22 protein-coding genes are annotated in these 21,475 nt (G+C 33.9%); 7 read left to right on the top strand and 15 right to left on the bottom strand.

Annotated features, from left to right (window positions below):
- Positions 1-41: 41 nt before the first annotated feature.
- From argA to aroE, 4 genes are all read right to left on the bottom strand, one after another.
- On the bottom strand, positions 42-1,370 hold the full coding sequence (gene argA / locus J3U23_RS10725) for an amino-acid N-acetyltransferase (RefSeq protein ID WP_065735021.1): 1,329 nt from the start codon (positions 1,368-1,370) through the stop codon (positions 42-44).
- Positions 1,371-1,536: 166 nt separating this feature from the next.
- A complete protein-coding gene (gene aroL / locus J3U23_RS10730; RefSeq protein WP_065561984.1) occupies positions 1,537-2,052 on the bottom strand; it encodes a shikimate kinase AroL in 516 nt (171 codons plus the stop codon).
- Positions 2,053-2,253: 201 nt separating this feature from the next.
- Entirely contained in the window at positions 2,254-2,607 is a 354-nt protein-coding gene (locus J3U23_RS10735; RefSeq protein WP_065561983.1) for a DUF1870 family protein, read from the bottom strand.
- A gap of 133 nt (positions 2,608-2,740) precedes the next feature.
- A complete protein-coding gene (gene aroE, locus J3U23_RS10740) occupies positions 2,741-3,571 on the bottom strand; it encodes a shikimate dehydrogenase (protein WP_065735020.1) in 831 nt (276 codons plus the stop codon).
- A gap of 382 nt (positions 3,572-3,953) precedes the next feature.
- Here aroE and rpmB point away from each other — a divergent pair, with 382 nt between their 5' ends.
- The 7 genes from rpmB to J3U23_RS10775 all read left to right on the top strand — a co-directional run bounded on the left by rpmB (position 3,954) and on the right by J3U23_RS10775 (position 8,999).
- Positions 3,954-4,190, top strand: a complete 237-nt coding sequence (gene rpmB / locus J3U23_RS10745; RefSeq protein WP_025314527.1) for a 50S ribosomal protein L28 — start codon at positions 3,954-3,956, stop codon at positions 4,188-4,190.
- 15 nt (positions 4,191-4,205) lie between these two features.
- A complete protein-coding gene (gene rpmG / locus J3U23_RS10750) occupies positions 4,206-4,373 on the top strand; it encodes a 50S ribosomal protein L33 (RefSeq protein WP_034884348.1) in 168 nt (55 codons plus the stop codon).
- Positions 4,374-4,774: 401 nt separating this feature from the next.
- Positions 4,775-5,563, top strand: a complete 789-nt coding sequence (locus J3U23_RS10755) for a DeoR/GlpR family DNA-binding transcription regulator (RefSeq protein WP_065735019.1) — start codon at positions 4,775-4,777, stop codon at positions 5,561-5,563.
- Between the two features lie 57 nt (positions 5,564-5,620).
- Positions 5,621-6,304: a D-allulose 6-phosphate 3-epimerase gene (alsE, locus tag J3U23_RS10760; RefSeq protein ID WP_065735018.1), complete on the top strand. Its 684-nt coding sequence runs from the start codon at positions 5,621-5,623 to the stop codon at positions 6,302-6,304.
- A gap of 15 nt (positions 6,305-6,319) precedes the next feature.
- On the top strand, positions 6,320-7,243 hold the full coding sequence (locus tag J3U23_RS10765; RefSeq protein WP_065735017.1) for a ribokinase: 924 nt from the start codon (positions 6,320-6,322) through the stop codon (positions 7,241-7,243).
- Between the two features lie 39 nt (positions 7,244-7,282).
- Positions 7,283-8,584, top strand: coding sequence for an L-fucose:H+ symporter permease (fucP, locus tag J3U23_RS10770; protein ID WP_267339227.1), 1,302 nt, complete (start codon positions 7,283-7,285; stop codon positions 8,582-8,584).
- Between the two features lies 1 nt (position 8,585).
- Positions 8,586-8,999, top strand: a complete 414-nt coding sequence (locus J3U23_RS10775; RefSeq protein ID WP_267339228.1) for a VOC family protein — start codon at positions 8,586-8,588, stop codon at positions 8,997-8,999.
- 87 nt (positions 9,000-9,086) lie between these two features.
- On the opposite strand, the gene gltP is transcribed toward J3U23_RS10775, so the two are convergent.
- From gltP to J3U23_RS10830, 11 genes are all read right to left on the bottom strand, one after another.
- A complete protein-coding gene (gene gltP, locus J3U23_RS10780) occupies positions 9,087-10,397 on the bottom strand; it encodes a glutamate/aspartate:proton symporter GltP (protein WP_176713972.1) in 1,311 nt (436 codons plus the stop codon).
- Positions 10,398-10,488: 91 nt separating this feature from the next.
- Positions 10,489-13,182: a DNA topoisomerase (ATP-hydrolyzing) subunit A gene (gyrA, locus tag J3U23_RS10785; protein ID WP_267339229.1), complete on the bottom strand. Its 2,694-nt coding sequence runs from the start codon at positions 13,180-13,182 to the stop codon at positions 10,489-10,491.
- A 97-nt stretch (positions 13,183-13,279) separates the two neighbouring features.
- Positions 13,280-13,858, bottom strand: a complete 579-nt coding sequence (locus tag J3U23_RS10790; RefSeq protein ID WP_065561979.1) for an SIS domain-containing protein — start codon at positions 13,856-13,858, stop codon at positions 13,280-13,282.
- A gap of 16 nt (positions 13,859-13,874) precedes the next feature.
- On the bottom strand, positions 13,875-14,249 hold the full coding sequence (locus J3U23_RS10795) for a YraN family protein (RefSeq protein WP_065735146.1): 375 nt from the start codon (positions 14,247-14,249) through the stop codon (positions 13,875-13,877).
- Positions 14,212-16,065 (bottom strand): penicillin-binding protein activator, encoded by a 1,854-nt coding sequence (locus tag J3U23_RS10800; RefSeq protein WP_267339230.1) that lies wholly within the window; start codon positions 16,063-16,065, stop codon positions 14,212-14,214. The genes J3U23_RS10795 and J3U23_RS10800 overlap by 38 nt, the downstream gene beginning before the upstream one ends.
- A 20-nt stretch (positions 16,066-16,085) precedes the next feature.
- Positions 16,086-17,168, bottom strand: a complete 1,083-nt coding sequence (rlmM, locus tag J3U23_RS10805) for a 23S rRNA (cytidine(2498)-2'-O)-methyltransferase RlmM (RefSeq protein WP_065735012.1) — start codon at positions 17,166-17,168, stop codon at positions 16,086-16,088.
- A gap of 38 nt (positions 17,169-17,206) precedes the next feature.
- On the bottom strand, positions 17,207-18,151 hold the full coding sequence (lpxL, locus tag J3U23_RS10810; protein WP_267339231.1) for an LpxL/LpxP family Kdo(2)-lipid IV(A) lauroyl/palmitoleoyl acyltransferase: 945 nt from the start codon (positions 18,149-18,151) through the stop codon (positions 17,207-17,209).
- A gap of 240 nt (positions 18,152-18,391) precedes the next feature.
- Complete coding sequence (gene thyA, locus J3U23_RS10815) at positions 18,392-19,186, bottom strand: thymidylate synthase (RefSeq protein ID WP_065735010.1); 795 nt, start codon at positions 19,184-19,186, stop codon at positions 18,392-18,394.
- The gene (gene lgt / locus J3U23_RS10820) at positions 19,183-20,052 is read right to left on the bottom strand and encodes a prolipoprotein diacylglyceryl transferase (protein WP_065735009.1); all 870 of its coding nucleotides are present in this window, start codon (positions 20,050-20,052) and stop codon (positions 19,183-19,185) included. The genes thyA and lgt overlap by 4 nt, the downstream gene beginning before the upstream one ends.
- Positions 20,049-20,621, bottom strand: coding sequence for an RNA pyrophosphohydrolase (gene rppH / locus J3U23_RS10825; RefSeq protein ID WP_065735008.1), 573 nt, complete (start codon positions 20,619-20,621; stop codon positions 20,049-20,051). The genes lgt and rppH overlap by 4 nt, the downstream gene beginning before the upstream one ends.
- A 98-nt stretch (positions 20,622-20,719) precedes the next feature.
- Positions 20,720-21,280, bottom strand: coding sequence for a YgjV family protein (locus tag J3U23_RS10830; protein ID WP_267339232.1), 561 nt, complete (start codon positions 21,278-21,280; stop codon positions 20,720-20,722).
- Positions 21,281-21,475 lie beyond the last annotated feature (195 nt).

Below are 21,475 nucleotides of genomic sequence, written 5' to 3' on the forward strand. Positions count from 1 at the left end.
TCAAAAAGTCCGTTGCTATAACGGACTTTTTCTCGATAAATTTAAATTAAATCAAACATTAATATTTTTGAATTTCTTTGATAATTATAGAGTTGTTTCTTTTTAATTGGTAGATCATCCACTTCAGCTGGATTAAAACCTTTTTCACGAAACCAATGAATGCTTCGAGTGGTAAGCACAAAGATTTTTTCTAATCCTAAATTATTAGCACTTTCTGAAATTTTTTCTAATAATAAATCACCGCGTGATGAGTTTCTATATTGCGGATGAATCGCCAAACAAGCCATTTCACCCATTTTTTCTTCTGGATAAGGGTAAAGCGCAGCACAGCCAATTGTCATATTATCACGTTCAATAATAGTGAATTTGTCAATTTCCATCTCTAATTGTTCTCGTGAACGTTTAACTAAGATACCCTGCTCTTCAAGTGGTCGAATCAGCTCCAATATCCCACCTATATCATTGATTGTTGCCAAGCGAACTTGCTCTGAATGTTCCATTGCAACTTGTGTACCAATACCATCGCGAGAAAACAGTTCTTGCAAAATAGAGCCATCTACTAAATAGCTAACTAAATGGCTACGGCGGACGCCATTACGACATGCTTTGGATGCCGCACGCAAAAAACGAGCCTCACTAGATAGGTGTTTACCACATTCTTCTTTGCGATTAACATAATTATCAGCATCCACTGGGAACAGATCAGTTATTACATGATTTTGTTCATCAAGTACACCTTGTTCTGCACAAAAACTGATTAGTTTATCGGCTTTAAGTCGAATAGCTACTTCAGCTGCAACATCTTCTGACGATAAATTGAAACTTTCACCTGTAACTGACACACCTACAGGACCTAATAGTACAATCGAACCACGATTTAATTGCTCATCTATTGCTTCGTTATTAATTCGACGTATTTTACCTGTATGGCAATAATCAACACCATCATCAACACCTAATGGTTGTGCTATAACAAAATTACCACTAACCACATTAATATGTGCGCCTTGCAAAGGTGTATTATTTAAGCTCATTGATAAGCTGGCGGTAATATTAAGTTGTAATAACCCTGTTACCTGTTTAACTACATCTAGAGTTGGGCCATCAGTGATCCGAGTATTTTTATGGTATTTAGGTTTAATATTATGATTTTTCAGTGATTCATCTATTTGGTTACGCGCACCATTAACAATGACCAGTTTAATACCCAAGCTATGTAATAAACCAATGTCACTAATGATACTTGCATAATTATTACTTTTTAAAACTGCACCAGTTAATAAAATAACGAATGTTTTGCCTTGATGTGCATTAATATAAGGTACTGAATGCCTTAAACCATCAACGAGTTCAGTTGTTCTTTCTTTCATCGCACCACCACCCAAAATGAATATTTATTCAAATTTTTTGTATTTTTATTTATTTTTTATCCAATGGCAAGTCTTTTTTGAAAAATTCAAGAACATAAAATAGATAAAACTATTTTATAAAAATAGCTTAGCGAATAGTTAATGGAAGATAATGAAAGAAGTAGAGTTAATGATTTTTCAGTTTTTCAATCATTTGATTTAGAATTAAATTTTCATCTTGATCAACATCTACAATATGATGAGCAGCATCATGATATAAAGGCAAACGTTCAGCAAGAACTTTCTCCATTTCGTCAGAAATTGATAAACCCGTTAATGATGGTCGTTGAGCAATATTAGGATCTTTCATCAAGCGAGCTGCTAATATTTCAGCGGGCGCAGATAGAAATATGACGACACCATTTTGCTTCATAAACTGTCGATTTTTCTCAGCTAATACCATACCGCCACCAGTTGCAATAACGCGATTTGGCTTAGCGGTATCAATAAGGACTTGGCTTTCTCTAGCACGAAAACCTTCCCAACCTTCTTTTTCTACAATCTCAGCAACCGTTTTTTGCGTGGTTTCAAGTAAATGACAATCTGTATCGATAAAAGAAAATGATAACTCTTTGGCTAACATTTTACCCATTGTTGTTTTGCCAGCAGCTCTTGCGCCAACTAAAAAAATTATTTTTTTCATTTTGGGCCCTTCTTGATATACAGATCTTAAAATAAGTTATTTATGTATGCTAGTGATTCATTTTTATTTTTGCAATATTTTTTTACAATTTGATTTTATTATCCATATGATTTAATGAATAATAATATCCCAAAAAGTGTAAATAATTTAATTCAATTTACCTAGCATTCTTTAAACATAATCTAGCGTTGAGCATAACAATCAACACAACTTTTCTAAACCTCTAAAATAAAGTTCAGTAGCAATCGATTGATGCAATCGCCATTGAATCACATCTAATTCAGGATTCACTTTTTTAAACTCTTGATATGTCATGAAATATCGAATGGTATTACTTCCAACACGATCATTAATACTATTGATAATCAGTTTTATTTTTTCACTACGAAGATTTTTTAATTCTTTCATTGTAGTTGCGACATTTTCAGGAACCGGTAAAACTCCGTTTTCCCAATCATGCCAAGTTTTTACGTCCGTTTTACCGATATACTCACTTGCCTCTGATACTTTTAGCATCAGAAAACGGCGAAATGCTTGTAACTCTAAATTAGTCATAAATACTCCTTTTTAATCACATTTTAAATTTATTAATCACTTTAACAATCTTAGCCGATTTAATAAATTTTTAAGATGAAGATTAAATATTCAGTCACCATCCCAATTGAATGAGATGGTTAATTTTTAGCTTTTATTTACCTGATAAAGCATCAATCACAGCTTGTTTTGCTCTATCTGAAAGCTCTTTTCCTGTCCAAATTTTAAATTGAGCATTTGCTTGACCAATAAACATCTCACGTCCAGAAATCGATTCCCATCCTGCTTTTTCAGCTTCTTGTCTAAACTTCGTGTTATATGGTGTGTACACAATATCGTAAGCTATGCCTTTACCTTTAAACCATGCTTGTTCATAAGGCGTTTGATCTTCAAATTTACCTTGCATACCTAATGGAGTAGAGTTGACAATAATTTGTGCTTCAACTTTATCTCTATCTGCCCAAGCTACCGTTTTAAGATTAAATTCTTTAGCTAATGCTTCGGGTAAATCAGTGACAATATCGGTAACTGTTATATCACTATATCCAAGATCTTGTAATCCAACAACCGCCGCACGTGCTGCACCGCCCGCCCCAAGTATTAACACTTTTTTATATTCAGCTGGTAATTTTTTTTGCGCTAGTGGTTGCATAAAACCAATAATATCGGTGTTATCGCCACAAAGCTTATCACCATCCCAATAAACTAAATTAGCTGCACCCGCTTTTTTAACATGATCAGTGACTTCATCTAAATAAGGAATAATAGTTTGTTTGTGAGGGATCGTAACGCACAAACCACGGATATTTAGTAATCGTACTGATTTAAAAAGTGTCGCAATTTCCTCTGGTGGTGTAGGAAAAGGTACAAGTACGGCAGGAATACCATAATCTTGGAAAGATGTAGTATGAATAAGTGGGCTCATACTATGCCCCAAAGGATAACCGATAATGCCATAAATGCTATATGGCGTAAACTGACTCATACTATCTCCTTGAAAGTAAATAAATTCAGACTAATAGATGAAATTTAAAATCCATAGTATTAAAACACAGTTATTATAAGATTAAATCGTTTTATATTGAACAAAAACAATCTAAATTATGAGATAATTATTTCGTCATAATAATGAATTTAGAATTATTAATTTTTTTCAATTAAAAACTTATTTTTAAGCTTAGATAAGATAATGCTTGAGAATTTACCTGTAAAAGCGTATACTTCGCTACCTCATTATTATGGGTGTAGTGTGAGAGGTTAGACTGCTTCTCAAATAGAACTGCAGCAAACTAAAAGCCTGACGAGGTTAATTCCATTAACATATTACGCCCAAGGCTTAAGCATAGAAATTTCGGAGAATTATTGACATGTCACGAGTATGCCAAGTAACAGGAAAAGGTCCTTTAGTGGGAAATAATCGTTCTCATGCGATGAATGCTACTAAACGTCGTTTTCTACCAAATCTTCAAACTCACCGTTTTTGGGTTGAGAGTGAAAAACGTTTTGTAAAATTACGTATATCTGCTAAAGGTATGCGAACTATCGATAAAAAGGGTATTGATGCAGTTTTAGCTGAACTTCGTGCCCGTGGTGAAAAGTACTAATAAGGAAACCATATCATGGCTAAAGGTGTACGTGAGAAAATTAGATTAGTTTCTTCTGCTGGTACCGGTCATTTTTATACCACTAGCAAAAATAAAAGAACAATGCCTGAAAAAATGGAGATCAAAAAATACGATCCTGTTGTTCGTCAGCACGTTGTTTATAAAGAAGCTAAAATTAAGTAATTTTACTTTTAAATAAAAAACCCAGCTAAGCTGGGTTTTTTATTACTACAAGAAATCATATCTCCATACAAATAAAAAAGTACTTCGCTCACATTTTTAGCAAAAATAATCCCTATTAATAAGCAATACATTTCATAATAGACTACCATTAGTTTACCAAAAAAGATTCGGTCAAATTCAGTCAAAAACAAACATTATCTTATTTACCGATTTTGACCGATTTGTTTTGTTTCAGGTAATAATATGAATAAATTTAATCAAGTATAGAACTATTCAATAAGATAAATGTGTCCTTTATCACATTTTATTGATAATGAAACAAAACAAATGACAAAACAGATTCCATCCACAAAATGTTAAATTTCACAAAGCTAAAATGGTAAGGCAGTTAAGGAGATATTATGTTAATACTAGAACGGCAACAAATGATCATTCAATTATTAAGTCAACATAATAGTTTGACAGTAAATGATATGGCTAAACTATGTTCCGTATCTAAAGAAACACTACGCAGAGATTTGAGAGCTTTAGAGGAAAAGGATTTAATTCGTCGCAGCCATGGAGGAGCAGTACTAGCCTCAACTCTCTCTAGTGAACCTATAGTGCCTTCCATATTAAATAGTAATCGTTCCTTCCGCCAACGGATTTTAGTAAATACTGATGTAAAAACCCGAATCGCTAGAAAAGCACTACAATTTGTAAATAATGCAGATCGTATTGCTTTAGACAGTAGTTCATCTTGCTGGTTTTTAGCTCGACAACTTCCAAATGTGGATATGACAGTTATCACTCATTCCATAAATGTTATTCAAACATTAGCAGCTAAAAGTCAAATTCAAATTTTCGTTTTAGGCGGTGCTTATTTTGCCAAAAATGAAGATATGGTTGGAACATTAACCGAAAAGATGTTGGCAGAATTTACTATAGATACATTATTTATTTCTTGCGATGGATTGGATTTTGATAATGGTTTAAGTGACAACAATGAATATCATGCTCATTTGAAAAAACAAATGATTTTAACAGCAAGAAAAGTCATCGTGTTAGCTGATTCAACCAAATTTAATCAAAATGCCTTCGCCAAAATATGTAATTTAGGCGATATTGATGTACTAATTACCGATAAAAAAATCGATAAACTACTACAAAAAGAAATGGATTGGCACAGTGTCGAAGTCGTATTAGCTTAAATAAATATCTCTTCTTAACTAGATAAAAATGATGTTCTAGTAATAAGGAGAATAATTATGCAGTATAAAATTTCCCCATCACTAATGTGTATGGATTTAATTAATATAAAGGAACAATTAACATTTTTTAATCAACATGCTGACTTTTTGCATGTTGATATCATGGATGGACATTTTGTTAAAAATATCACGCTTTCAGCTTTTTTTATTGAACAGATAAAACCCCACACATCGATACCAATCGATGTCCATTTAATGGTAGAGCACCCTACAGATTTTATTGATCAAATGGCAACTGCAGGTGCGGATTTCATTTGTCCTCATGCAGAAACAATAAATACTAATGCTTTTAGGATCATTAATCATATTCATCAATTAGATAAAAAAGCAGGAGTTGTTATAAATCCAGCTACGCCTATTGAGTATATATCACAATACATTCATCTACTCGATAAAATCACCATAATGACGGTAGATCCAGGTTATGCTGGTCAACCATTTATTCCAGAAATGTTACAAAAAATAAAAAAACTTTCTGATTTAAAACACCAAAATAATTTTAAATTTCTAATTGAGGTTGATGGTTCTTGTAATGTCAATACTTATCATCAACTGCTCTCATGTGGAGCAGAAATACTGATCATGGGAAGCTCGGGGCTATTTAAGAAGAATCTATCTTTAGATGCGGCATGGAAAAAAATGACGGCCGATATCAATAACGCTATTCAAACTATCAAATAGTAAAAGGATATTTAAATGAAAGGAAAAGTTTGTGTTTTCGGATCTTTTAATCTTGATATAACAGCATTTTTAGATCGCTTTCCTGAGCCCGGTGAATCATTAGTTGCCAAATCAAGTAAAATTTCTGCAGGTGGAAAAGGTGCGAATCAAGCAACAGCAGCATTAAAAGCAGGAGCAAATGTACATTATATAGGAAAAATAGGAGAAGATGATTTTGGTTATTTTGCTCGTCGACATCTCAAAGAAGTAGGGTTTAATGCAGTAACTATATTAAGCTCAAATGAACGGGCTACAGGTAATGCATTAATTTATGTTGCTGGGGAAAATGCTGAAAATATGATTTCTGTCGATCCAGGAACAAATATGATTGTTACTGAAGAAGAAATTAAAAAATGTGAACCAACAATAAAATGTGCAGATGTTGTACTAGTTCAACTAGAGAATAATCTCTCAGCTATCAACCAAGTAATTGATATAGCAAGCAATGCATTTACTATTTTAAATCCAGCACCATTTCAACCCGTTAGTGATGAATTATTATCAAAAGTTGATTTACTAACACCAAATGAAACAGAAATTTACCTACTCACTGGACAAAAGGTCACCGACAAAGAAAGCGCTGAACGTGCAGCAGATTATCTCCACCAAAAAGGCGTTAAGCAAATCATCATCACTATGGGAGCTAAAGGTTCACTGCTTTCAGATCATTGTAGTAAAACTTGGATCCCTTGTTTTCCTGCGAATCCTGTTGATACAACTGGTGCAGGTGATGCTTTTAACGGAGCTCTAGCCGCTCAAATTGCTAATGGTCAAGATATTAAACAAGCTGCGTTATTTAGTTCTGCTTTTGCAGCAGTAAGTGTTGAATATATTGGAGCTGCTTGTATGACTACTTACCAACAAGCAATTGAACGAATGAACAAATTTAGTGGTAATTAATCAATTATTACTAATTATTTTTAAATATTAGGTTTTATTATGAATATGAAAAATAAATCATCTATTTTAGATAGTAGTACTTATTTAACAAAAACGCCATGGGCAAAATTTATTTTAGTTTGTTGTTTATTTGCACTATGGGGAATGGCTGTTAATTTAAATGATATTTTAATTGCTCAGTTTAAAAAAGGGTTTGATCTTACAGATACACAAACCGCTTTAGTTCAATCAGTATTCTTTTTAGGATACTTTTTTATCGCTTTACCAGCAGCAGCTATAATTAAAAGATTCTCTTACAAATTAGCGATTGTTATTGGGTTAATGCTATATGCGACAGGCTGCTTTTTATTTATTCCTGCGGCCTCATCCATGACCTATTATGCATTTCTTGGTTGCTTAGGTATTATTGCATGTGGTTTGTCATTTCTTGAATCATCTTGTAATACTTATTCAAGTTTATTGGGGCCTATAGAAACATCAACACAACGGATTAATTTTTCACAAATATTTAATTCAGTTGGTGTCATATTAGGTGTACTAATCGGCCAGAAATTAGTGTTTGGAAAAGATGATCCTAGCCATGCTGAATTATTGCAAATGACACCTGAAGCTGCGAATGCGGCAAGGCATCAAATGGTTGGGCAAGTAGTTACACCTTATATAATAATTGGTTCAATATTAGTTTTAATCGCATTAATATTTATTTTTGTCAAATTCCCTGCGTGTAAAGCGAGTTCGACTGAAAATCAAGGAAATGAAAATTTAATTCATTCTTTAAAACGACTTTTTGCTATTCCTCGATTTACTTTGGGTATTATTTCTCAATTTTTATATGTTGGTGCACAAGTTGGAGTCTGGAGTTTTACTATACGTTTCGTCCAACAAGTTGAAACTGGCACATCTGAGCATAATGCTACGTATTGGTTGCTCATATCACTACTTTTTTATGCATTAGGGAAAATTGTTTCTACATTTTTAATGAAAAAAATAAGTCCTGCTAAGTTATTAAGCATATTCGCAATTCTAGCTGTAATATTATTATCAATAGCAATAATTAGTTCTGGTATTATTGCCATTGCAACATTAACTACTATTAGTTTTTGTATGGCACCAGGATGGCCAACTAATTTTGGTTTAACAATTAAAGGAATGGGTAAAGATACTCAAACAGCAGGATCAATTGTCGTTATGTCTATTATAGGCGGTGCAATTATTCCACTAGTTATGGGAATCATTTCTGATCTAAATCAAGGAAATATGCAAATAGCATTTATCGCCCCTCTATGCTGTTTTATCTACGTCGCATTTTATGGTTTCTATTGTTCGAGAAAAGGAATTTAATATGAATAATTTAATAACAGGTATTGCCCACATAGGTTTAAGAGTTAGTGATATCAATAAATCATCATCTTTCTATCAAACGTTAGGATTTGTAGTTACAGAAAAATTTTCCAAGAAAGTGGAAAATGGTGAAGTACACGTAGAGTTTTTAACTTCACCAAAGCTGACTTTAGAGCTGTATCAATTACCTAATACAACTAACTATTTTAATTTAAGCCAATCTCACAATGGTATTGAACATTTTGCACTAGAGGTTAATGACATTGATAAAATGCTTCATAAAATAAAAGAACTTGGTTACCCAATCAATGAAGGGCCGATTTATGAGAAAAGAGAGCACTGTGAGGTGAGTTTTTTTCTTATTAGTGGCCCAGATGGTGAAAGGGTTGAATTTGATATGACAAAATATATATAACCGCTGTTTAAATAATAAAAAACTATCTGCATTTACAGATAGTTTTTTACTTTAGAATAATGATTATAGCACTAAATATTAATAGAATTATTTTAAATATTCTTGCTCATATGCTCTTGCTTTTTTATCATCAAAAGCATGTTCCCAGCGGGCTATAACGATAGCAGCCAATGCATTACCCACAACATTAACTACTGTTCTACCCATATCTAAAATACGCTCAACACCCATAATATAACCAATACCCTCGATTGGGATACCAACACTACCAAGTGTTGCTGATAACACTAAAATTGAAGCACCTGGTACACCAGCTATCCCTTTTGATGCTATCATCAATGTTATAACAATGATAATTTGATCCAGAATGCTTAAATCCATACCAAATAATTGCGCGAGAAAAATAACAGTTATACTTTGATATAGTGTTGAACCATCAAGATTAAATGAATATCCAGTAGGGATAACAAAACTCGTAATTGCTTTCGGTGCACCATAAGCTTCCATTTTTTCAATGATCTTAGGCAAAGCTGTTTCAGAGCTTGCAGTTGAAAACGCAATGACGAGTTCTTCTTTCAATATTTTTAATAAGGTAAAAATATTAAATCGGCACAATTTACAAACTAAACCTAATATGACCAAGGTAAATATAATCATTGCTGAATAAACGGTTAAAATCAATTTCAGTAATGGCAATAATGAAGCGAATCCATATTTGGCAACAGTTACCGTGATTAATGCAAATACCCCAATAGGTGCGTAACGCATAATCATATTAGTGACTTTAAACATTGTATCTGATACCACTTTTAACAAGAATAAAAATGGATCACGCTGTTTATCAGGTAACGACATTAAGCCTAAGCCAAAAAAGACACAGAAGAAGATAACAGGTAAAACTGCACCATCAGACATTGCTTTAAAGATATTAGCTGGAATCATGTCTAAAATCATAACAATTAAACCGTGAGGTTTACCGCTAAGTTCTTCAGCTGCTTTAGTATATTTACTAATATCTGCTGAGGCTAACGTTGAAGAATCAATTCCCGCGCCAGGTGCAAAGAAATTTCCCCAAAAAAGACCTAACAAAATAGCAATAGTAGTAATAATTTCAAAATAAAGAATAGTTTTAAAACCAAGCATTCCTAAACGTTTTGAACCACCAATGCCTGCTATACCTAACGTTAACGTACTAAGAATAATTGGTAATACAATCATCTTAATTAAGCGGATAAAGATATCACCTGCTGGTTGGAAAATATTAACAATTGCAAATTGATAATATGAATGTAATTCATGATTAGGATCAGCTAATTCATATAGAAAAGCACCTGCCACTACACCTAAGACCAAGGCAATTAAAATTTGCCAAGCAAGATTAGTTACAACTTTTTTTATAGAGAAAGACATGTAATTCTATTCCTTGTCGTGGTTTTCGAAAACAAAAAAGGATTAGTCTGTGTGGCTAATCCTTTTTTATAATTAAAAATTATTCTTCGGATTCTTGAGCGGAATCATCACTATCATAAGCCTCTTGGGACAATTCCGATTCATCATCATCTTCCGTTTCAGCAATTCGTTGTAATCCGACCACTTTTTCGTTTTCGGCTGTTCGAATTAAGGTTACCCCTTGAGTGTTTCGACCCACTATGCTTACTTCAGATACACGAGTACGTACTAAGGTACCAGCATCAGTAATAAGCATGATTTGGTCAGTTTCTTCAACTTGTACTGCACCAACTACTGCACCGTTTCGTTCACTCACTTTAATAGAGATAACCCCTTTTGTAGCGCGTGATTTAGTTGGATATAATTCTTGTTCAGTACGTTTTCCATAACCATTTTGAGTTGCAGTTAAGATTGCACCATTTCCTCGAGGAACAATTAGTGATACAACTTTATCATCACCTTCTAATTTAATACCTCGAACACCTGTCGCTGTTCGTCCCATGCAACGAACTTTATTCGCTGGGAATCGAACCACTTTACCATTAGCAGAGAATAACATAATGTCTTCGGTGTTAGAGATTTCAGAGACTTCATCATCACTATCTGTCTCTTCAACAACCACATCATCGTTTAGTTCTTCATCATCAACGATATCAGATGTTTCATTACTTGTTAAATCAACGCCAATAAGTTCATCATCATCACGTAAGTTAATAGCAATTATGCCACCGCTTCGAGGACGACTAAATTCAATTAGAGAGGTTTTCTTAACCGTACCTTGTGCTGTTGCCATAAATACACAATGTTCATCATCAAATTCACGAACAGGTAGAATTGCTGTAATGCGTTCATCAGCTTCTAGCGGTAATAAATTAATAATTGGACGACCTCGAGAACCTCGGCTGGCTTCTGGTAATTGATACACTTTCATCCAATATAAACGGCCACGGCTAGAGAAACAAAGTATAGTATCGTGAGTATTAGCAACTAATAACTTCTCAACAAAATCTTCTTCTTTAATTTTTGTTGCTGATTTGCCTTTACCACCTCGACGTTGCGCTTCATAATCAGATAGCGGTTGATATTTCACATAACCTTGGTGAGAAAGTGTAACGACGACATCTTCCTGAGCAATTAAGTCTTCAATATTGATATCTGCGCTGCTTGCAGTAATCTCTGTTCTTCTTGCATCTTGGAATTGATCGCGAACCGCTTCAAGCTCTTCACGAATAACTTCCATTAATCTTTCTGGGCTTGCAAGAATATGGAGTAAACCACTAATTTGAATTAGTAACTCCTTATATTCATCAAGAATTTTTTCGTGTTCAAGTCCGGTTAAGCGATGTAAACGAAGATCTAAGATAGCTTGAGCTTGAGCTTCTGAAAGATAATAATGGCCATCTCGAATACCAAACTCTGGCGCTAAATCTTCTGGGCGAGCTGCATCATTACCAGCTTTTTCAAGCATTGCAGCCACATTACCAAGTTGCCAAGCTTGTGATAATAATTTAGCTTTAGCTTCAGAAGGTGTAGCTGCAGCACGGATTAATTCAATCACTGGGTCAATATTAGCTAATGCAATAGCTAAACCTTCCAATACATGCGCACGTTCACGAGCTTTACGAAGTTCATAAATAGTTCGACGCGTTACCACTTCACGGCGGTGAAGCACAAACGCTTCGATCATTTCTCTTAAATTTAATAGTTTTGGTTGGCCTTTATGTAAAGCCACCATATTAATACCAAAAGAAACTTGTAATTGAGTTAATGAAAAAAGATTATTTAGAACAACTTCACCAACGGCATCGCGTTTAATTTCAATAACGATACGCATACCATCTTTATCTGACTCATCGCGCAGTGCTGAAATGCCTTCAATTTTTTTATCTTTGACTAACTCTGCAATCTTTTCGATTAATTTTTTCTTATTAACTTGATAAGGAATTTCATTAACAATAATCGTTTCACGACCAGTGTGATCATCAACTTCAACCGTTGCTTTAGAACGAATATAAATGATACCACGACCAGTTCGATAGGCATTTTCAATACCTTTACGTCCATTAATTAATGCTGCGGTAGGAAAATCTGGACCTTTAATATACTCCATTAAACCATCGACAGAGATATTTTCATCCTCAATAAATGCCAAGCAGCCATTAATCACTTCAGCTAAATTATGAGGAGGAATGTTAGTTGCCATACCAACTGCAATACCCGATGAACCATTAATGAGTAGATTAGGAATTCGAGTTGGAAGGACATCAGGGATCATTTCTGATCCATCATAGTTTGGCGAGAAGTCTACGGTTTCTTTGTCAAGATCTGTCAACAATGCACCGGCAAATTTTTGCATACGAATTTCGGTATAACGCATTGCAGCAGCAGAGTCGCCGTCAACAGAACCAAAGTTACCTTGACCATCAACAAGCATATAACGTAATGAGAATGGTTGTGCCATACGAACGATAGTGTCATAAACAGCAGAATCACCATGTGGATGATATTTACCGATTACATCCCCGACAACACGAGCAGATTTTCGGTAAGGTTTATTCCAGTCGTATCCAGCTTCATGCATAGCAAATAAAACTCGTCTATGGACGGGTTTTAGTCCGTCACGTACATCAGGCAAAGCACGCCCGACGATAACAGACATTGCATAATCAAGATAAGAGGATTTTAATTCGTCTTCAATATTGACGGGAGTTATTTCTTTGGCTAGTTCGGTCATAACACCATGTTCTCTTATTAATTTAAATCTTAAAATAGCTTATAATTATAGCACAAAAAACGCTATTAATGCAGAACTAAACTGTTTTTATTTCAACTTATTCTGTATGAATAAACAAAGTATTTTCAATTAATTGGCATAAACAGTTCAAAATCATTGTGTGCATTTCGTAAGCCATCACCTTTTTGTAAGATGGAATTCTAATTTCAATATCATTCTGACCAAGCAGCCCGATAACTTCACCACCATCAAATGCGGTTAATGCAACAATTTTCATATCTTTTATCACAGCTTCTTGGACGGCACGAATAATTGAGCGACTATTACCTTCACAAGTGGATATAATCAAAATATCACCTTGTTGCCCTAAAGCTTGAATTTGTCGCGCATATATCTCTTCATGATTTGATATTGCACTTAACAAAACATTATCCGAAACTAAAGCAATAGCAGGAATACTTGGCCTTTCAATGTCAAGACTTGTAATTAAGCGTGAAGTAAAGCTTTGTACATTCGCTGCCGCAGCCCCATTACCACATCCCATAATTTTATTACCATTAAGTAATCCACCAACAATAATATTAGCTGCTTTTTCAATTGAAGAGCCTAGTGATTCCGCCATCACTATTTGAGTTTGAATACTTTCAGTAAAATAATTTTTTATTAAATCTTGCACGTTTTTCACCTAACCATTAAAACGCATTAACTATCCATTTTTGATCTTTGCCCGTTATGGCAAAAACATCAAATCTAAACTCTGTTTCTTCAATATTAAAGTTATTCTCTAACATCCAAAGTTGTGCAGCTTGTTTAATTTTAGATTGTTTATTAAACGATATTGTCATTTCAGCTTCACCAAAATGGGCATTTTTTCGATATCTAACTTCAATAAAGACCAAGCAGGTTTTGTCTCGCATAATTAAATCAATTTCACCAATTTGGTATAGGCTATTTTGTTCCAATAATACAAGTCCTTGCTTGGTTAAAAATTGGCAAGCTAATTGTTCATAATACTTACCAATTTTTTTACTATTCGCTTTGCTGTGAGGACTGATCAGATGCTTCATAAACATATTCTTGCCAAGAAAGTGATCGCGTTACTTCGCATTGATTACTTGTTGACAATTTACCGGTCATACCATCTAAAAAATTAGGTTGATAAGAATCCAATTGATTGAAACGATTAGCGAGTCTCCATGCATCAATACCCATAGCGTATAATCGAGTTAAAGAATAATCTTTTTGAATATTGCCAGGGATAAGGGAAGACGTTCTATCAGATGAATTGATAATCAATGGAATATCAGCATACTCAGTTTTATTCATATCATAGTTAAAATCATTTGAAGCGCTTGCTACATGGCTTTTAGAACTAGAATAAAGCGTAACTGATGATGACCCATTACCAATAGTTTTGCCCGCTCCCAAATCAAGCATTGGTTTTATTAACGTTAATTCGTCATATGATGCATAAACATAAATCGCATCAAAACCAGCGGAACTTGATGATGTTGTAGCACTACCATCATCAAAAGAGACTGGACGGCCAGTTAAACTTATTCCACTATTATGATTCATATTGCCTCTCAAAGTACCGATACTACCGACATATTGGACATAAGCTTGAGAACCATTAGCAATTTGTGACCATTGTTTAGCAAAACTTTTAGCAACTCGTCTACCTAAATCAGTTTGTGGAACAATTAATAGTGGTTTTTGCTTATTTTGAGCAAAAATATGGTCAGCCGCATCTTTTGCTTCATCTTCAGGAGATAATGCGAAGAAACACATCTTATTAGAGGAAACAGTACCGTCATCCACTTTATTTAATGCTAAAACAGGAATAGAAGGTGCTAACTGTTTTATTTTAATAACTTCTTCTTTCAACAATGGCCCAACAATTAATTCAACATTTTGTGCTTGAGCTTGTTCAATTAAGCTTTCCATTGGTAATGATGTGGTATCTAAAACAACAACATTTTGTTGCGGTTCTTGTGGATAAAATTTAACAGCATCAACATAACCTTGACGAATTGTATTACCAAATATACGAGAAGAACCATTTAAAGGTAATAATAAAGCAACTGTTTTCGTATTTACATTATCAACTGAAAGCTTTTGGCCACCTACTAGCGCCGAAACAATCTCTTGGGCTGGATGATTTGGATATCTTGATGACCAATCTTCAATAGCTTGTTTTAATTGTGCACTTTGACTACTATTTGTTGCATCAACAACATCAGTACTATCACCAGACTGAGCTAATGCTTTTTTATTATTACTTTTATATGTATAACTTAAATCAATCCAACCTTTTAATATTACTTCATTTTCAAGGGCAGAAATTTGGCTTATTTGACTTGCAGATAATTTGCTAAAGAATTTCCAAGTATTATTTAATATCTGCTTTTGATGTTTCTCAGGGGCAAATTTTTGTAAAGATAAATAATCATGAGCTTGTTCATTTATATTTCTAGCTTTGCGATCTAAAGCTAATTTTATTGAATAATAACGATATGATTGTGAATCATTTAATTTATCAGCAGATAGTTGATTAAGATTAAATGGCTGTCCTTTTCTGACCGCTATTTCGCCTTGAGATAACAATTGGTCTTTTTGTTGTTCAGCATTAAGATTCGCAGGAAGCTCAGATAATAATTTGTTTGCTTGAGACAATTTATTCTCATTTATTAAAGCCCGCACAGCTAACAATTGCCAATCGATTTTGGCATTTCCTGAACTTGATTCAGCTTGCGACAAATAATAATTGGAATCTTTAGTCTCATCATATTTACCACTTTTCGATAAGCTGAGATTACAGCCAATTAAAAGCGAAAATAATGCTAACATAACAATAGCATAAAAGGATTGTTTTAATTTCATACCCATTCTCTTATAAATTTTCATCCCCAAATTCGTTGCACATGAACAGTAACTTCCTCACGATCGTGATAAAGCTGCTTAGCCTGAATTTGTACATTGATTTGATTATTATTTAGTTCTTTTATTAGTAATTGTAAATTTTGTTTTACTTCTTCATAACGTTTTTTCATTGGCAACTTGAGATTAAAAATTGTCTCTCGGCACCAACCATTAATAAGCCACTTGGCAATTAATTCTGTTACTTTGGCTGGTTTTTCAACCATATCACACACTAGCCAATAAATATTATGCTTTTTAGGTATAAATTTGAAGCCATCTTCACGATAATGTTTAACTTGCCCTGACTCCATAAGTTTTTCATTCATCGGACCATTATCTATAGCATATACCATCATGCTTCTTTTGACTAATTGATAAGTCCATCCTCCAGGACACGCACCTAAATCAACTGCATTTAAACCACCTTTTAGTCGTTCATCCCACTCTTCATAAGGAATAAAAATATGAAAAGCTTCTTCTAGTTTTAACGTGGAACGGCTTGGTGCATCAGCAGGAAATTTTAATCTTGGTATTCCCATATAAAAAGGCGAATTATTTTGACTTAAGGAATATCCTACATAACAACTATTATTGTTAATGAATAATAGATGAATTACTGGCCGTGATGGATTTTGAACTTTTAAAAGGATGCGCTTATTTCGTAAAGCTTGTCGAAGAGGAACTGTAAATTTCCGACAAAATCCTGCTAATTGTTTACCTTCATTCGTATCAGCAACTTCGACACGCAAATCACCTGCTTTATCAACAATACCAGATAATGCCTCGATTATTGGAGTGATACGATCTTCTGTTGGTAAATTATCTAATAAATCACCTGCAACAAACATTTGTCTGGCAAAAATCAGTGTTCGAAATGAAATTTCTTTAATCAATAATTGAGCATCACCATCTTGGTAACATTCAAATATTATATAACCACTATTTTCTTTAACTTTCGCAAATCCAAATATCTCTTTTTGTGCGGCCCTATCAGTTATTTCTGCCGCACATTCTTTTTCGAATCCAGGCCGGCAATACAAAATTATTTTATTTAGTTTTTGCATATCGTATCTTATCGTTTTTCACAATCGAATTTGTTAAATTAATCTGATTGAACTTTATCAGTATATAAAGGAGCATCCCCTTTGGGACGAGTTTTAAATCGTCGATGCAACCACATATATTGTTCTGGTGCTTTAAGAATTTCCTGTTCAATTGCTTTATTCATAAACGTGGCTGCTTGAACATCATCATCGATAGGATATCCCTTAAGTTCAGGAGTCACATAAACGGTATAATGACCTTTTGTTTCACGTTTAGGAGTGAAAGGTATAATTGCTGGTTGGCCTAATTTAACTAAAATTCGAGTCCCTATTGTGGTTGCGGCTTTTTCGACAGCAAAAAGTGGAGCAAATACACTATTTTTAGGTCCATAATCATGATCAGGTGCATACCATAACAATTCACCATTTTTTAGTGCTCTAATCATGCCTTTAGTATTATAGCGATCCAACATATATTTGTTTGATTTTAAACGACCTTTTAATTGAATATAATCCATAACCGGATTATCGTTTGGTCGATAGACACCAACACCAGGATGACTCATTCCTAAAATACGTGCACCTAGCTCTAACGTTAAAAAATGAATCCCTATTAATAGAACACCTTGTCCAGATTGTTGTATGCGAGTGATATGCGAATCACCTACAATTGAAGAGTGTTTAGCAAGTCTTTTATCTGACCAAAACCAAGCCATACCCGTTTCAAATATAGCAAGTCCAGTTGAAATAAAATTATCTCTTAATATGTTATAGCGTTCTTGATCGGTTTTTTCAGGAAAACATAGTTTCAAGTTCTGTTTTGCGGTTTCTTTACGCTTACCGATTAACTTCATTGAAAGCAATCCTAAGCCTTTTCCTATTTGATAAATTATTGGATATGGCAACAATACGATTAGATATAAAACACTAATACCAAACCACGTTAACCAGTAACGAGGATGTAATAACCGTTTTGTAAAAGTAGGATGAATTTCTTGACTCATATTAAGATTAAATAACAATTTAAACAAAGTGAATTATTATATACCAATCTTGAATTAAGCGGCAGAAAAATAAAATAATTAAGCATGATGGAACATCATTTTATTAATAGATTTTTTTGTAAAGATAATGTTTTAAAAAAGATGTTAGGGATTAAATTGATTAATCCCTATTCTATAATTTTTAGTAATTATTAAATTGAAATATGCTCAAAAAGGCCGCTCCTCAACTTTTTTTTAATTTTAAATAGCTACTGGCGCTTTAATTGCAGGATAAGGGTCATAGCCAACAATTTCGAAATCTTCAAACTCATAATCAAAAATTGTAGGTGGCTTACGTTTAATAACCAGTTTAGGCAATGGTTTCGGCTCACGACTTAATTGTAAATGGGTCTGTTCCATATGATTAGAATAAAGATGTGTGTCTCCACCAGTCCAAACAAAATCACCGACTTCTAAATCACACTGTTGAGCTATCATATGAACGATTAACGAATAACTGGCAATGTTAAATGGTAATCCTAAAAATACATCACATGAACGCTGATAAAGTTGACACGAAAGTTTACCTTGAGCAACATAAAACTGAAAAAAAGCATGACATGGCGCTAATGCCATCTGATCAAGTTCGCCAACATTCCATGCAGAAACGATCATTCGTCTTGAATCAGGATCATGTTTAATTTGTTCAATTACTTGAGAGATTTGATCTATCTGACGACCATCAGCGGCTCCCCAAGCACGCCATTGTTTACCATAAACTGGGCCAAGATCACCATTTTCATCCGCCCATTCATCCCATATCGTTACTTTATTATCTTTTAAATAATTAATATTGGTATCACCTTTAAGAAACCAAAGCAATTCATAGATAATTGAACGTAAATGACATTTTTTTGTTGTTACCAACGGAAAGCCATCTTGCAAATTAAATCGCATTTGATGACCAAAGATCGATAATGTACCTGTCCCTGTTCGATCTGATTTAGGTGTTCCCTCATCTAAAATTTTTTGCATTAATGCTAAATATTGTTTCATTTTGAGATAACCTTATTGTTAAATCTATATGCATATAAAAGGATCAAAATTCCACCGATAATCATTGGTAGACAGAGAATTTGCCCCATACTAATAAAATTCAAAAATAATCCTAACTGTTCATCTGGTTGTCTGAAGAACTCTATGATGAATCTGAATATTCCATAGCAAACCAAAAATAGCCCTGACACAGCACCTGTTGGACGTGGTTTACGGATAAAAAGGTTCAAAATAATAAATAAGACTATGCCTTCAAATACCATTTCATAAAGTTGTGATGGGTGTCTTGGTAAAACACCATTTAATTGGCTATATAAAGAAAACCATTCGGGATGTGATTGTACAAACATAAAATCGGCATGAGTCGAAGTCGGAAATAACATACCAATTGATGAGTTAGTTACACGTCCCCAAAGTTCACCGTTGATAAAATTACCAAAACGGCCAAACATCAAACCGATCGGAACTAACGGTGCAACAAAATCGGCTACTTGCATAAATGTTTTTTGGTTCTTTTTAGCAAATATAGCAATAACGCAAATTGCACCAATCAATCCACCATGGAAAGACATGCCGCCTTCCCAAACTCGAAATAAGATTGCAGGCTCATCAATAAAAGCATCAAAGTTATAAAATAATATATAGCCTAATCGTCCACCAATGAAGAGACCTAAAAATCCCCAGAAGAGTAAATTTTCAACTTGTTGCGATGTCCAATTACTATTTGGTTTGTTAGCTCGTCGCTTAGCTAAATATAAGGCGCCAAGTATGCCAAATAAATACATTGCACCGTACCAATGTAAGGAAATAGGTCCGATTGAAAAAGCAATTGGATCAAAATTGGGGAATTGTAAAAATTGATTCATTTTTTAACACGCTGTTTATTTTTTCGTTTATGAGTAAAGAAGTTAAATCGTTTTTTCTTAGAAAGATTTGTTATAGGATCTTCTATGTCAGATTGTATAGTAAAAACAGGCAAAGAAAACTCTTTCATCGCCTTACGATATACATCACGCTTAAAAGCAATAACCTGCCTTATAGGATACCAATAACTTACCCACTTCCAATCATCAAATTCTGGCGTTGGTGAAATATTTAAGTTTATTACCGATGTATCAGAAATTAATTCTAATAAAAACCACTTCTGCTTTTGGCCGATGCATACAGGCTGATTATCCCAACGAATCATTCGTTTAGGTAGTTTATACCTTAGCCAGCCATTGGTAACCGACAAAATTCTTACATCTTTGGGTTGTAATCCTACTTCTTCATTAAGTTCACGAAACATTGCTTGTTCAGGTGTTTCGTTTAGTTTTATTCCGCCCTGAGGAAATTGCCAAGAGTTTTGCCCATAACGTCGAGCCCAAAGTACTTGACCATACCTGTTACAAATAACGATTCCTACATTTGGACGGTAGCCATCATTATCGATCACTGACTACCTCAAAAATTTATTTTTTTATATAGCTGAATTGTTTCATACATACACTAATAAATAAATAGGAAAATGATATTAATCGTCTAAATCTAATATTATATGCGAGATTTTTGGGATAATTTAATAATAGTAATAATATTAATTAGCGCAAATGTAATCTCTATCGCTAGACTTCCTAAAGAGCCTATCCATAAACTATAAATGATCCATAAAGCACTACTCAATAATATAAGTAATCGCATCTTTTGTTGTTCAAATCGAAATAGCGCAATGGTTACTAATGTCGTTCCAATAACCGAGAAATAATTAATCAATTGCTTCCAATCCGGCGTTGTAAAAAAATAAAATATCCACATCAATGCAATAAAGAAAAACATTGCTAAAAAATTCTTAGTATAAGTAGAAGTCACATTCCTAAAAATATTTACAATATTGAGTATAGCAGCAGGATAGGATTCAGGACCTAATAAATAAAAATGCAGCGTCATAATGACGTTAACAATCGTTAATTGCCATCGGAATGCATTATCATTACGTTGCAAAAAGGCACTAACACCGACAAGATAACCTAATATACCAATTAGTTGAGGAACTGTTGTATATTTTTCAATAAAATCTGAACCAAAAAATTGATATAAAAAGTTTAAATTATCCACTGTTTACTCCTTAGACAAATGGATCTGAATAATAAATGATTCATGAATATACTTTTACTAATTTTAGAATGCAAAAAAGCCCAGCATTGCTGCTGGGCTTTCGCTCTAATTTAAAAGTCTGGCGGCACCCTACTCTCACATGGGTAATACCCACACTACCATCGGCACTACGGCGTTTCACTTCTGAGTTCGGCA

Source organism: Gilliamella sp. B3367, from assembly GCF_026536825.1.
GTDB lineage: Bacteria > Pseudomonadota > Gammaproteobacteria > Enterobacterales > Orbaceae > Gilliamella > Gilliamella apicola_E.

Bases quoted from the DNA above. Each gene is read 5' to 3' on its own strand.
- argA (WP_065735021.1), bottom strand. From the start codon at position 1,370: ATGAAAGAAAGAACAACTGAACTCGTTGATGGTTTAAGGCATTCAGTA.
- aroL (WP_065561984.1), bottom strand. From the start codon at position 2,052: ATGAAAAAAATAATTTTTTTAGTTGGCGCAAGAGCTGCTGGCAAAACA.
- J3U23_RS10735 (WP_065561983.1), bottom strand. From the start codon at position 2,607: ATGACTAATTTAGAGTTACAAGCATTTCGCCGTTTTCTGATGCTAAAA.
- aroE (WP_065735020.1), bottom strand. From the start codon at position 3,571: ATGAGTCAGTTTACGCCATATAGCATTTATGGCATTATCGGTTATCCT.
- rpmB (WP_025314527.1), top strand. From the start codon at position 3,954: ATGTCACGAGTATGCCAAGTAACAGGAAAAGGTCCTTTAGTGGGAAAT.
- rpmG (WP_034884348.1), top strand. From the start codon at position 4,206: ATGGCTAAAGGTGTACGTGAGAAAATTAGATTAGTTTCTTCTGCTGGT.
- J3U23_RS10755 (WP_065735019.1), top strand. From the start codon at position 4,775: ATGTTAATACTAGAACGGCAACAAATGATCATTCAATTATTAAGTCAA.
- alsE (WP_065735018.1), top strand. From the start codon at position 5,621: ATGCAGTATAAAATTTCCCCATCACTAATGTGTATGGATTTAATTAAT.
- J3U23_RS10765 (WP_065735017.1), top strand. From the start codon at position 6,320: ATGAAAGGAAAAGTTTGTGTTTTCGGATCTTTTAATCTTGATATAACA.
- fucP (WP_267339227.1), top strand. From the start codon at position 7,283: ATGAATATGAAAAATAAATCATCTATTTTAGATAGTAGTACTTATTTA.
- J3U23_RS10775 (WP_267339228.1), top strand. From the start codon at position 8,586: ATGAATAATTTAATAACAGGTATTGCCCACATAGGTTTAAGAGTTAGT.
- gyrA (WP_267339229.1), bottom strand. From the start codon at position 13,182: ATGACCGAACTAGCCAAAGAAATAACTCCCGTCAATATTGAAGACGAA.
- J3U23_RS10795 (WP_065735146.1), bottom strand. From the start codon at position 14,249: ATGAAGCATCTGATCAGTCCTCACAGCAAAGCGAATAGTAAAAAAATT.
- J3U23_RS10800 (WP_267339230.1), bottom strand. From the start codon at position 16,065: ATGAAATTAAAACAATCCTTTTATGCTATTGTTATGTTAGCATTATTT.
- rlmM (WP_065735012.1), bottom strand. From the start codon at position 17,168: ATGCAAAAACTAAATAAAATAATTTTGTATTGCCGGCCTGGATTCGAA.
- lpxL (WP_267339231.1), bottom strand. From the start codon at position 18,151: ATGAGTCAAGAAATTCATCCTACTTTTACAAAACGGTTATTACATCCT.
- thyA (WP_065735010.1), bottom strand. From the start codon at position 19,186: ATGAAACAATATTTAGCATTAATGCAAAAAATTTTAGATGAGGGAACA.
- lgt (WP_065735009.1), bottom strand. From the start codon at position 20,052: ATGAATCAATTTTTACAATTCCCCAATTTTGATCCAATTGCTTTTTCA.